This is a genomic window from Nocardia puris (assembly GCF_003315035.1).
Lineage (GTDB): Bacteria > Actinomycetota > Actinomycetes > Mycobacteriales > Mycobacteriaceae > Nocardia > Nocardia puris.
Genome location: NZ_QNRE01000037.1, coordinates 1 through 11,516, shown reverse-complemented (window position 1 = coordinate 11,516; position 11,516 = coordinate 1). Strand labels below are relative to the sequence as shown.

The 11,516-nt window shown below is 65.9% G+C and carries 12 protein-coding genes and 1 pseudogene; 9 read left to right on the top strand and 4 right to left on the bottom strand.

The window, feature by feature from the left end; translation table 11 throughout:
- Positions 1-108 precede the first annotated feature (108 nt).
- The 6 genes from DFR74_RS34860 to DFR74_RS34830 all read left to right on the top strand — a co-directional run bounded on the left by DFR74_RS34860 (position 109) and on the right by DFR74_RS34830 (position 4,564).
- A complete protein-coding gene (locus DFR74_RS34860; RefSeq protein WP_228791103.1) occupies positions 109-270 on the top strand; it encodes a hypothetical protein in 162 nt (53 codons plus the stop codon).
- Positions 271-1,130: 860 nt separating this feature from the next.
- The gene (locus DFR74_RS34850) at positions 1,131-1,769 is read left to right on the top strand and encodes a DsbA family protein (RefSeq protein ID WP_104897740.1); all 639 of its coding nucleotides are present in this window, start codon (positions 1,131-1,133) and stop codon (positions 1,767-1,769) included.
- A 70-nt stretch (positions 1,770-1,839) separates the two neighbouring features.
- Entirely contained in the window at positions 1,840-2,397 is a 558-nt protein-coding gene (locus tag DFR74_RS34845; RefSeq protein ID WP_228787596.1) for a vitamin K epoxide reductase family protein, read from the top strand.
- 63 nt (positions 2,398-2,460) lie between these two features.
- Complete coding sequence (locus tag DFR74_RS34840) at positions 2,461-3,114, top strand: TlpA family protein disulfide reductase (protein ID WP_086843848.1); 654 nt, start codon at positions 2,461-2,463, stop codon at positions 3,112-3,114.
- Positions 3,111-3,764: a TlpA disulfide reductase family protein gene (locus DFR74_RS34835; protein ID WP_082392787.1), complete on the top strand. Its 654-nt coding sequence runs from the start codon at positions 3,111-3,113 to the stop codon at positions 3,762-3,764. Before DFR74_RS34840 ends, DFR74_RS34835 begins: the two co-directional genes overlap by 4 nt.
- Positions 3,761-4,564, top strand: a complete 804-nt coding sequence (locus DFR74_RS34830; protein ID WP_067514643.1) for a cytochrome c biogenesis CcdA family protein — start codon at positions 3,761-3,763, stop codon at positions 4,562-4,564. Before DFR74_RS34835 ends, DFR74_RS34830 begins: the two co-directional genes overlap by 4 nt.
- Positions 4,565-4,640: 76 nt before the next feature.
- On the opposite strand, the gene DFR74_RS34825 is transcribed toward DFR74_RS34830, so the two are convergent.
- Complete coding sequence (locus tag DFR74_RS34825) at positions 4,641-5,132, bottom strand: heavy metal-responsive transcriptional regulator (RefSeq protein WP_054811703.1); 492 nt, start codon at positions 5,130-5,132, stop codon at positions 4,641-4,643.
- A 239-nt stretch (positions 5,133-5,371) separates the two neighbouring features.
- On the opposite strand from DFR74_RS34825, the pseudogene DFR74_RS34820 reads away from it, so the two are divergent.
- The 3 genes and pseudogenes from DFR74_RS34820 to DFR74_RS34810 all read left to right on the top strand — a co-directional run.
- Positions 5,372-5,879 (top strand): annotated as a pseudogene (locus DFR74_RS34820) (cation transporter); the annotation flags it as partial.
- Entirely contained in the window at positions 5,879-6,304 is a 426-nt protein-coding gene (locus tag DFR74_RS34815) for a cupredoxin domain-containing protein (protein ID WP_054811701.1), read from the top strand. The pseudogene DFR74_RS34820 and the gene DFR74_RS34815, both read left to right, overlap by 1 nt.
- 17 nt (positions 6,305-6,321) lie before the next feature.
- A complete protein-coding gene (locus DFR74_RS34810) occupies positions 6,322-6,531 on the top strand; it encodes a heavy-metal-associated domain-containing protein (RefSeq protein ID WP_054811700.1) in 210 nt (69 codons plus the stop codon).
- Between the two features lie 1,139 nt (positions 6,532-7,670).
- Here DFR74_RS34810 and DFR74_RS34805 read toward each other — a convergent pair.
- From DFR74_RS34805 to DFR74_RS34795, 3 genes are read right to left on the bottom strand one after another with little or no spacing between them, the layout of a single operon-like run.
- A complete protein-coding gene (locus DFR74_RS34805) occupies positions 7,671-8,738 on the bottom strand; it encodes a flavin-containing monooxygenase (RefSeq protein WP_054811699.1) in 1,068 nt (355 codons plus the stop codon).
- Complete coding sequence (locus tag DFR74_RS34800) at positions 8,735-9,958, bottom strand: MFS transporter (RefSeq protein ID WP_067514641.1); 1,224 nt, start codon at positions 9,956-9,958, stop codon at positions 8,735-8,737. Before DFR74_RS34800 ends, DFR74_RS34805 begins: the two co-directional genes overlap by 4 nt.
- A gap of 9 nt (positions 9,959-9,967) precedes the next feature.
- Positions 9,968-11,338, bottom strand: a complete 1,371-nt coding sequence (locus DFR74_RS34795; protein ID WP_067514639.1) for an FAD-dependent oxidoreductase — start codon at positions 11,336-11,338, stop codon at positions 9,968-9,970.
- Between the last annotated feature and the right edge of the window lie 178 nt (positions 11,339-11,516).

The window sequence follows — 11,516 nt, the reverse complement described above, 5'->3', positions numbered from 1 at the left end:
GTCACGCGGTGACCACCTCGTTTCCGGCTACGACACGCTCGGAACAGGGGGCTGCTCGGGTGGTCGGGCCGTACACCACGCTATTGGACGCAACCCTCGGCCCTCTTCATGCGGTTGATCGAGCCGATCAGCGTCAGGTTCGGGGCCGACCATCTGCTGCGTGATCCGATTCCCTACCTGGAAGCCGCCGGATTCGTGATTTCCGAATCACGTCGCACCGGCCGCGGTGGGGTCACCTTCCGGGTCCTGGCGCAAAAGCCCGCTGATTGAGCAGTCGTCTGTCGCGAGTAGTCGTCGGCCCGGTCGTCTGGGCGGTTTCGGATCATCTATTACCCTGGCGGCGTGCAGAGCAGGCGTTGCGGTGTAGCTGTGCGAGTGGGACTCGCGCGGTTGACCGCGGTGTTGGCAGCTCTGGTGGGACTGGCGATGATGCAGACTTCACCGTGCGCGGATGAGGTTCGCGCCTTTGGTCATGACATGCGGTGCGCGACCATCAATGTGTCGTCAGCTGCTGTCAGCGATGAGGGCACTTCTGCGCCGTCAGCGTCGGAAGTGGCGGGCGACCTCGACGCTGGCGCTGATCTTCTCGCCGGCGCCGTGTTGGGGCCGGAGTCTCCGGTCGGAGTGCTCGGGCTGTGTGTGATTCTGCTCCTGAGCGTGTTGTTCGCCGTGGCTCGGCAGGCCCGCGCCCGTCCGATCCTTGTTGTACCGGCACGCGCGGGGCCGCGCCCGCGCAACATTCAGCGGCGCTGGCACGCGCCCAGCTTGGCCATGCTCTGCGTGTTGCGCACATAGGAGCAGGCCTTCTCTCGGTGCGTCCGCATGTTGTCGGCATCCGCAGTCGGCACCGCCGACGCACCATTCGAGGCAACTACTTGACGCGGCCGTGTCGTGTTCGACGCACGGCAAACTGCCGATCACCGTCATCCATAGCGAGCGGTCGCCTGTCGTCGGCATCGGATGCGCCCTCTATGGCGGGAAACCGCGCGCACCGAGACCCGTCCGACATTCCCGCTTTCGGAAAACAGTAAGGAACCGACATGCCGCAAAGGCAGAGCAAGGCTGGCGAGGCCCAGCGTATGAACACGTCAACCCCGGACAAACGAGCCTCTCGCCGAACGCGAAACTTGATGATCTCGGCAGTGATCGTTGCCGTCTTCGTCGCGGTGGCCGCCGTGATCGTCGCGATCAACTCCGGCTCCGAGAAGGACCAGCCCGACGCGGGGGCCGACATTCAGAGCGTGCTCGTCCGCGACAACAGTCATCGGGTCGGTCCCGTCGGCGACGGCAAGGTCACGCTGGTGGAATTTCTCGACTTCGAATGCGAGGCCTGCGGCGCAGCGTTTCCCTTCGTCGAGCAACTTCGCGAAACCTACAGCGGGCGAGTGACATTCGTCGTGCGCTACTTCCCGATCCCGTCGCACTTCAACGCCGAACGCGCGGCACGTGCAGTGGAGGCCGCCGCCGGGCAGGGCGCGTTCGAGGCGATGTACAAGAAGATGTATGAAACACAGCCCGAGTGGGCCGAGCAGCGCGTTCCGAAGGACGACGTCTTCCGCGGCTTCGCCAGCGAACTCGGGTTGAACATGACGCAATGGGACACCGCCTACAGCGATCCTGCCACCCTGCAACGAATCAAGGACGACGTCGCCGACGGCCGAACCCTCGGTGTGCAGGGAACGCCCACCTTCTTCCTCGACGGTGTCAAACTCCAACCGCGCTCCGCCGAAGACTTCATCGAGGCCATCGATGCCGCACTCGCCAAGTGAGGCAAGCATCGCCACGCCGACTCGGAGAAGGGACTATCGGGACCCGTTCCCGCGGCTGCTGCCCTGGCTGTTGCTGATCGGTGGTCTCCTCGGCACGGTGGCTGCGAGTGTGCTCACAGTGGAGAAGATGGCGCGACTGCGGGATCCCGCCTATGTGCCGAGCTGCAGTCTGAACCCCATCGTGTCCTGCGGGTCGGTCATGGACAGCCCGCAGGCGGCGGCGTTCGGTCTCCCCAATTCTGTGCTGGGGATCGCCGGGTTCGCGGTGGTCACCACTGTGGGTGCCGGGCTGCTGTCCGGAGCACGGTTCCAGCGCTGGTTCTGGCTGGGACTACAGGCCGGTGTCAGCTTCGGTGTCGTGTTCGTGCACTGGTTGATCTACCACACGCTATACAGCATCGGGGCACTGTGCCCGTACTGCATGGTGGTGTGGGCGGTGACGATCCCGATCTTCGGCTACGTCACCCTGCGCAACCTCGTGGTGGGTGATCTGCCTGTCCCCGCCGCTGGCCGGCGACTGGCCGACGTCACGGCCGATTACCACGGCGTCGTTGTCACCGTCTGGTCTCTCACGATCGTGTCGTTGATCGGCATCCGCTTCTGGAGCTACTGGAGCACGCTGTTGTGAACGTGGGCGCCGGTCCGTGCCACCCACCTGTCTACTACGATGCATAGTAGACAGGTGGTGGTGATGGAGAAGTTGTCGCGCGTGCAGCCGGGTGCTCGTGGGGTGGTCGTTGGCCTGTTGGTAATTGTCGCGTTGATCGTGGCGATCTGGCCGCGATCGACTTCGTCGCAGACCCGATCCGGGCAACCGGGTGTTTCGGCGGATGCAGTCACCGGCTCCGCCGCAAACGCTCCCGAGGTGGGTCACGCGGGCTTGGCACAGCTGCGGCGTTGCCCGACTACCGCCGTAGCGCCGCAGGCCGACGCCGACTTGCGCGGTGTCTCGGCGCGGTGTCTCGGGTCGACCGACACCGTCGACCTCGGCGCCGCGCTGACCGGCGAGCCGACCTTGATCAATCTCTGGGCATCTTGGTGCGGGCCGTGTCGGGAAGAGATTCCCGTGCTCGATGCGTACGCGAACGAGCCCGGTTCGGTTCGCGTCGTGGGGATCAACGTGCAAGACAACCCCGTCGCTGCCCTGGATCTACTGACAGCCCTGGGCACCGACTATCCGTCATTCGTCGATTCCGGCGACGTGCGCGGGGCATTGTCCGCGCCCCCGGTGCTGCCGCTGAGTTTCCTTGTCCAGCAGGATGGTTCGGTCGCGCGCATCACTACACCCGCTGTATTCGACAACCCCGCCCAGATTCGGGCCGCGATCAGTGAGATGACCCGATGATCCAGCGACAAGGCACGCGAACGACCGCACGACCCACCCCAACACACGTTCGGCGATCCCGGTTTATCGCCGTGCTCGCCCTTGGCATCTGCTCGGTGATCGCCGTGACCGGTTGCGCTGCGGGCTCCGATTCGGTCGCGACTGGTGGTGGCACGTTCGACTTCGTTTCACCGGGCGGGCAGACAGACATCTTCTACGATCCGCCGGAGGCTCGCGGGCAGATCGGGGCCCTGTCGGGGCCCGACCTCATGGCCGAAGACAAGGTTGTGTCCGTGGCCGACTACGCCGGGCAGGTGGTGGTGATCAACCTGTGGGGTCAATGGTGTGGGCCGTGCCGTGCTGAAGCCGACGACCTCGAACGCGTATATGCGGCCACCAAGGACATGGGAGTGCAGTTTCTGGGGATAAATGTCCGTGATCCGCAGCGTGACAAAGCCCAGGATTTCGTCATCGACTACAAAGTCGGCTATCCGTCGATTTATGACCCCTCGATGCGGACGCTGATCGCGCTCGGCGGCAGCTATCCCACCAGCGTCATCCCGTCCACTTTGATTCTGGATCGGCAGCACCGGGTAGCGGCCGTGTTCCTGCGTGCCCTGCTGGCAGAGGATCTGCAACCGGTGATCGAGCGTGTGGCGGCGCGACGATGACGGCGCTCGCCCAGGGGATAGGCACCAGTTTTCAGACCGCCGCCGCGACCGGGCCACTGCTGCTCGCGCTCGCCGCCTGCATACTCGCCGGGCTGGTCTCGTTCGCGTCGCCGTGTGTTGTCCCGCTGGTGCCCGGGTATCTGTCTTACCTCGCTGGTGTTTCCGGCGCCAGCACCTCACCCGGCGGTGCCGATGAGCCGGGCTCGGGCGCAGACCGCTGGCGGGTGGCCGGTGCGGCGGCGTTGTTCGTCGCCGGATTCACCGTGGTGTTCGTCCTTGCCACCGCGTCGGTGTTCGGGGTGATCGGAGCGTTGCGGATCAACGAGGATCTGCTCCAGCGCATCGGTGGTGTGGTCACGATAGTGATGGGTCTGACCTTTGTCGGGCTCATCCCGGCGCTGCAGAAGGACACCCGCTTCGCCCCGTTGCGGATATCCTCGCTTGCCGGAGCGCCCTTGCTCGGGGGAGTGTTCGGGTTGGGGTGGACGCCCTGTCTGGGGCCGACTCTTGCGGGAGTCCTCTCGGTCGCCGCCGGAACCGAAGGCACGACCGCCGCGCGCGGCGTGGCGCTGATCGTTGCCTACTGCGTCGGACTCGGATCACCGTTCATCGTTCTCGGCTTCGGCTCCGCGAAGGCCTTGCGCGGTGTCGGTTGGTTGCGCCGACATTCCAGGACTATTCAAATCGCCGGTGGTGTCATGCTGATCCTGGTGGGTGCGGCGCTGGTCAGCGGTGTGTGGGCGGTGTTCATCGGCTGGCTGCGCAACGAATTCGTCACCGCGGTCGTGCTGCCGATATGACGCCGCGGCGACTCAGTGGCGAGCCACCGACTGCCCGCACGCCGTCTGGTGGCCAACTTCGATGAGCGAGAACAACTCACCTGCCAACTCCACCACCTGGAGGAGTTGAGCCCGCTTCGCTCACATGACCGAACGGGTCGGCATCGAGCGGTTGGTCGTTCGACACCGAGACGTTGGATTCGATGATCCAGCAGACTGTGGAGTCGTCGTGGCTGGTGGGCTGGTCGGTACGGGAAGTGTCCAGCAGTGTTTGCAGGTGGGCTTCGAGGGTGATGAGTTCGGCGATTTGGGCCCGGACCTGGTCGAGGCGCTCGCTGAGGATCGCTTGGACATGGCCGCAGGGTTGTTCGCCGCGGTCGTGGACAGACAGGATCTGACCGGCTTCGCGCAGACTCAGCCCCGCCGCTTGCGCCCGGCGGATGAACTGCAACCGGGCCAGGTGCTCGGAGCTGTAGTCGCGGTAGCCGGTAGGAGTGCGGCCCGGTTCAGGCATCAAGCCCTCGCCCTCGTAGAACCGGATCGTTTTTGTCGTGACTCCGCCCGCTGCAGCCAGTTCACCGATCTTCATCGCATACTCCCTCGGATCCGGCCCCTTGACATTCCATCTTACTGGAAGGTTCAGGATGGGATTGCCAAGCGGGACGCGTGTGGATGGATGGAGGTCGGCGTGAACGAGCTCGAGTGTGCAGTATGCGGGATGACGTGCTGGTGCTCGTCGCGGTGCCGGTGATGCCCGCGTCGAGCGGACCCCTACCGGCCGAGGACGCGGCTGCCGCGCCGCGGCGGTTGGAAGTCGCTATCGGCGGGATGACGTGCGCGTCGTGCGCGACCAGAATCGAGCGGCGGCTCAATACGATGGACAGTGTCGTGGCCACCGTCAACTTCGCCACCGAGAAGGCCCGTGTCGAGATCGATTCCGACACCGCAGACGCCGACGTGATCGAGGTGATCGAAGCCACCGGGTACACCGCACGAATTCCACACCCGGTGCGAGGTCCTGATAGCGAAACCTCCTATGAGACCGAGACATACGACACCGACACTCGCTCACTGCGCCAGCGAATGCGAGTGTCGGTGGCGTTGGCGGTGCCGGTGGTAGCGATGGCAATGGTGCCACCGTTGCAGTTCACCAACTGGGCAGTGGCTGCCGCTCACCCTGGCGGCGCCGATAGTCGTGTGGGGCGCCTGGCCGTTCCACCAAGCGGCGTGGACGAACCTGCGTCACGCCGCCGCGACCATGGACACTCTCATCTCGGTGGGCGTGCTGGCCGCGTTCGGTTGGTCGCTGTACGCGCTGTTTCTCGGTGATGCCGGGTGGCGGTAGCGACCGGACTGGTGGTGCTCGGGATGGGGTTCTACACCCTCAACGGTGGACTCGAACTCGCCGGTTCACCGTTGGCCGCTGGGCGTATCGCCGAGGCGTTCGGCGCGAGCCAGCCGGTGGCCGATGCCTCCGCCGCTACCGTCGCAGACGGCGCGCAGGTCGTGACGATCACCGCCCGCACCGGCGCCTACACACCGGACAACGTCGCAGCGAAGCCCGGTGTACCGACCACCCTGGTGGTCAAGACCAACGGCACCCAGGGCTGCATCCGGTCGCTGGTCATACCGAGCCTCGACATCCAGAAAGTCCTGCCGACCACCGGCGAGACCCGTATCGACCTCGGGATTCTTCGACCCGGCCGCCTGGACTACACCTGCGGCATGGGCATGTACTCCGGCACCCTCACCATTGCTTGAGAAGGGATCGAAAACCTATGGGCACACACACCTTCCGGGTCGACGGCATGCACTGCGGCAGCTGCGCATTGCTCATCGACGACACCCTGCAAGACCTGCCTGGTGTGCGCGAGACCCGCACTTCCCGGAGGCGCAACCGCACCACCGTCGACCTCGACTACGCCACCCCCGGCGATGTCATCGCAGCCATCGCCGAACTCGGCTACACCGCAACGGTCGACTCGTGACGACCCTGGCCTCATTACATTCGCCCAATTCCAAGCCAGCACGGCGCAACCGGCGCCGCCCTGGCAAGCACCAATCCGTCGGCACCCAATAGCCCGATCAACCGATCGCCAGCCGCTTGCACGACTTGACCTTCCATCCTAATGGAACGTTTAGCATCGCTGTGGTCCACCGGTCAGCCGAGATTGTCTTGGCAGCTCTGGGAACCACGACGACGGCACCGTATCAATCCACCGATCGCGCGGCCGACGAGTCCGAACACGCAACCCAGGGAGGTGATTTACGTGAACCCGCTGAAGATGATCTGTGACTGGATGTGCAGCATGATGGGCCCTTGCTGTCCCATGTGACAGCAGGACGGCTCCCGCAATCACGGCGGGCCGATCGACTCTGGACGGTTCCGGTGTCGATCGGGCCCGCTCTGTCCGGACAGTTCAGTCGTCACTCGGCAAACAGCGCGCTGAGGTCGGTCTATCGTCGCTGTTGGCCTTGCCCGACCCGGCGGTAGCTGACTACTGCCGACTCGCACAGGACTCGGCGCAAGAAGGGGTTCGGAGCAGTCGCTGGGATACTGCGGCGTGCTAGCAGAACCGAGTCGGCGTGAGTGAAGTCAAGCCAAGCTGAACCCCACTTGCGAAGAACGTTTGCATCGACGCTATCCAGTGCCACACACTGCTCGATCGAATCCATGTTCGACCATCACCACGCCGTGCGGTTAGTGGAACTGCGTCTGGCCCGCCAAGTAGGGAGCCTTAGCGGCGCTGCCCGTGAGCCGCCTGCGGGCTGTCTGTCGTCCTGGTCGCCATGATGCGCCCGGTCGCCGTGGTGCCGAACCGTCCGTCAGTAGAACTTCTGGCGTGAGGCGGTCAGTGTTCGCAGTCGGTGTGCGCGGGCGGACTGTAGGTGGTCGCGCCGCAGGCGAGGCAGGTGTGTGCGCGGTGGTGGCCGCCGACGCGCCGACACGGCATTGCGGCGACGACTGCTCGTCCTGCGCCGAGGCGGTGGCCGTTGGGGCAGAACCGCGGCGAGGGCTCTGTCCAGACACCGAGCCTCACGTATGGTCGCGTGGATTCGCACACATGTTCGACTATAGCCCGGGTGTTGCTGGTAGGCGACACCCGGACGCCTAGCGCTGGGAGGCTTACAGACCGACTTTCGCCGGTGCCCGGTTGATGTGAGCGGCCAGCGCGGTGGTGACGTGTTCGGCGTCGCGGTGGACGCCGCGCAGCGTGTTGGAGGAGAACGTCCGCTGGAACTCGAGCCCGACGTAGGCGAGGCCGGGGTGTGTGGTGGATATACCGGCGTTGTGGAGTGGGTATCCGTCAGCGAGGGCGCCGAGCTCGGTGAGGTAGCCGAGGTTGGGGCGGTAACCGGTGGCGTAGAGCACGGTGTCGACCGCTTCGCGAGTGCCGTCAGCCCAGACGATGGCGTCGGTGTCGAAGCTGGTGAACATGGGTCGGCGGTCCATGCGCCCGGTTGTGAGGGCGTGTTGGTAGTCGCCGGTGTCCATGACGAGGGTGCCGCCGACGTAGCGGATGAGCCATTCGGGTGGGAGTTGGTCGAATCCGGTAGAGACGAGCCAGTGGTGGATGTCGTGTCCGTCGCGGTGTTGGGGCAAGAAGTTGATCGGGTTGTGTGTGGCGAGGGTGACGGTGGCGTGGTCGGTGAGTTCGTAGGCGATTTGCACGGCGGAGTTGCCCGCGCCGACGACGATGACTCGTTGACCCGAGTAGGGCTCGGGGCGCCGGTAGTCGGCGGCGTGCAGGACGGTGCCTTGGAATTTGTCTCCTCCGGGCAGTTCGGGCACAGAGGGGTTACCGAAGGAGCCGGTGGCGGCGACGATTCCGGCGGTGTGGAGTTGTTGGCCGTCGTCGGTGTGGACGACGAATCCTTGGTCGGGGTGGGGCTCGACGGTGGTGACGGTGGTGTGGGTGCGGATGTCGGCGTCGAGGGTTTTCGCGTAGCGGCGCAGGTAGTCGACGACCTCGTCACGATGCGGGTAGTGGTGGGGCTCGGCGGGGAAGTTCAGACCGGGCATGGTGCTGTGTTGGGCGGGTGAGAACAGGGTGAGGCTGTCGTAGTAGTGCGACCAGGATCCGACGGGGTCGGGCCCGGCCTCGAGCACGACTGGGGTCAGGTGGTGGTCGGTGAGGGCGCGTGCGGCGGTGAGTCCGGATTGTCCTGCGCCGATGACGATTGCGTCGATCATGAGTGTTGTTCTTTCGGTGAGTGTTTCGGGATGGTGGTCAGTGACAGTGCCGCGGCGAGGGCGGCGGCTGTGCCCAGGATCAGGAACGTGGCGGGATAGCCGCCGAGGTTCGCGGCCAGGGCCGTGGCCACGAACGGTGCTGAGGCGATGGTGATGGTCATCGGTGCGGAGACGAGCCCAGTGAGTTGCCCGTAGTGGGCCGAACCCCACCGATCGGTGATCGCGGTGGCTTGCAGCAGGGTGAACACCCCGCGTGCCATGCCTGACAGGATCGCGGCGACGGTCAGTGCTGCTGCGGTGGTGAAGATTCCGAGCAGCATGGTGGTGGCGGCGATCGCGATCAGGATGATTGCGGTGCGGGTGCGCACACTGGTTCGGTCGGCGAAGGCGCTGTAGCCGATCCGGCTCACGACCTGCCCGAGTCCGCCCAGTCCGAGAGCGAGTGCTGCGGTGGTGGTGGAGATCCCGCGCTCGGTCATCAACGGCACGAGGGTGACCACGACCGCGAAGGACGCGAATCCGGTGACGCTCAACGCGATCGCCAGGGTGATGAATGCCCGGCTGCGCGCGATGCTGCCGGGGTTGCCCAGGTGGGCGTGTTCGGTGCCTTCTTCGGGTCGGGTCGGCCAGGCCAATCGCAATCCGAACCAGTGGCCGGGGATCGTCACGACCGCGAGGATCGCGGCGAGGATCAGATAGGTTGCGCGCCAGTCGAACCTGGTTGCCAGGGCTGCGGTCAAGGGTGCGAAGACGGTGGAGGCCAGCCCACCTGCGAGGGTCAGCACGGTCAGCGCTTTCACCTGGTCGGGCCCGTACCAGCGGGTCAGCGCAGCGAAGGCCGGGGGATAGAGCACCGCGCCCATCGAGATCCCGGCCAGCGCCCAGCCCAGGAGAAACGCTCTCGGGGTTTGCGCGGTGGCCACGACGATCAGCGCCGTGACCGCGAGCGCCGAGCCTGCGGTCATCACCGTGCGGGGTCCGTGGCGGTCAAGGCGACGGCCGACGAGTATTCCGGTGAGCGCGGTGAGAAGTTGTCCGGCCGAGAACACCCCGGTCAACGCGGTCGCCGACCAACCGGTGTCGGTGGCGATGGATCCCAGCAGGACCGGGAAGGCGTAGAACAGGATTCCCCAGCTGGTGATCTCGGTGACGCACAAGACCACCAGCACCCGCCGCAACCCGGTCGCGGCGGGTGCCGTCGGTGTCGAAACAACCTGCATCGCAGTGGATCAGCGCGCAGGCGAGGAGGTCAGGGGCAGTTCCTGGATCGCGGTCGGGACGCTGAGGGTCAGCTCCTGCACTGCGGTCGGGGCCCCACAGCATCCGCCCGTGGATTCTTCGGCGGGGGCGTCGAACAAGCCGGATCCGCCGCAGACCCCGGTGTCGGGCAGGGTGAGTTCGACTCGTTGCGCGGCTTCGTGGTCTCCGGCGAGGGCGGCGACGATGGAGCGGACCTGCTCGTATCCGGTCATCGCCAAGAACGTCGGCGCGCGGCCGTAGCTCTTCATCCCGGCCAGGAACACGCCGGGTTCGGGGTGGGACAGTTCGGTGGCTTCGTGCGGGTAGACCGTGCCACAGGAATGCGCGTTCGGGTCGATCAACGGCGCCAGCTTCGTCGGAGCCTGCAACGTGGCGTCGAGGTCGAGACGGATTTCCGAGAGCCAGGACAGGTCCGGGCGGAACCCGGTCAGCACGATCACTTCATCGACATCGGTGACAGGGTCGCCTTCGGCGGGGATGAGCGTGAGCTGGCCCTGGTCGGCGTGTTCGACGGTCTCGGTGCGGAAACCGGTGACCACGTTGATGTGTCCGGCCTCGACCGCAGCCTGAGCGCGCAACCCGAGGGCGCCACGAGCGGGCAGTTCGTCGGCTTGCCCGCCACCGAAGGTCGATCCGATCGTGCCCCGACGCAGCAGCCACGTGATGCGAGTCCCCGGGTGCTCGCCGGCCAGTTCGGCGAGCACGATCAACGCGGTGAGCGCAGAGTGCCCACTTCCGGCGACGACCACGTGACGGCCTGCGTGCCGGGCCGCGATATCAGGGTCGGTGAGGTCGGGCACACGGTAGGAAATACGTTGCGCCGCAGCGGCTTCGCCGATGGCGCGCAGCCCGTCACCGCCGAGCGGGTTCGGTGTCGTCCAGGTGCCGGAGGTGTCGATAACCGCGCGGGCGATGATTCGTTCCTCGCGGCCGTCGGCGCTACGCACGTGCACGGTCAACGGTTCGCTGTCGCGTCCGGCGTCCACGACCCGGTCGCGGCCCCGGCGCGCGACACCGGTCACTTCGGTGTCGAACCGGGCCGAATCGCCTAGGGCTTCGCCGAGCGGGCGCAGGTAGTGCTCGACCCACTCCGCGCCGGTCGGGTAGCCCTCGAGGTCGGGTTCGGACCAGCCCGCAGCGTCGAGCAGCGGGCGTGCGGCGGGGGCGATCAGCTCGGCCCAACGCGAGAACACCCGCACGTGATGCCACTGCGCGACAGCAGCACCGGCGTGCTCACCGCGTTCGAGCAGCAGGAACGGCAGCTCACGGCGGGACAGCTCGGCAGCGGCAGCCAGACCGGCCGGCCCAGCTCCGATGACGACGACGGGCAGGGAGTTCATGACGAACCTTCTTTCATCGATGCAGATCGATTAACTACGGCTGAGAGTATCGACTGGCATCGATGAATGCAACCATCGATCTGCGTCGATATACTGGCCCCATGCCCATCGCTCTGCCTCAAGCTCAGGTCCTGCCGACCGGCGAAGCCGCCACCTACGCCGAGTGGTTCGCCTGCCT

Coding starts and splice junctions, on each gene's coding strand:
- DFR74_RS34860 (WP_228791103.1), top strand. CDS start 109: ATGCGGTTGATCGAGCCGATCAGCGTCAGGTTCGGGGCCGACCATCTG.
- DFR74_RS34850 (WP_104897740.1), top strand. CDS start 1,131: ATGATCTCGGCAGTGATCGTTGCCGTCTTCGTCGCGGTGGCCGCCGTG.
- DFR74_RS34840 (WP_086843848.1), top strand. CDS start 2,461: ATGGAGAAGTTGTCGCGCGTGCAGCCGGGTGCTCGTGGGGTGGTCGTT.
- DFR74_RS34835 (WP_082392787.1), top strand. CDS start 3,111: ATGATCCAGCGACAAGGCACGCGAACGACCGCACGACCCACCCCAACA.
- DFR74_RS34830 (WP_067514643.1), top strand. CDS start 3,761: ATGACGGCGCTCGCCCAGGGGATAGGCACCAGTTTTCAGACCGCCGCC.
- DFR74_RS34825 (WP_054811703.1), bottom strand. CDS start 5,132: ATGAAGATCGGTGAACTGGCTGCAGCGGGCGGAGTCACGACAAAAACG.
- DFR74_RS34810 (WP_054811700.1), top strand. CDS start 6,322: ATGGGCACACACACCTTCCGGGTCGACGGCATGCACTGCGGCAGCTGC.
- DFR74_RS34805 (WP_054811699.1), bottom strand. CDS start 8,738: ATGATCGACGCAATCGTCATCGGCGCAGGACAATCCGGACTCACCGCC.
- DFR74_RS34800 (WP_067514641.1), bottom strand. CDS start 9,958: ATGCAGGTTGTTTCGACACCGACGGCACCCGCCGCGACCGGGTTGCGG.
- DFR74_RS34795 (WP_067514639.1), bottom strand. CDS start 11,338: ATGAACTCCCTGCCCGTCGTCGTCATCGGAGCTGGGCCGGCCGGTCTG.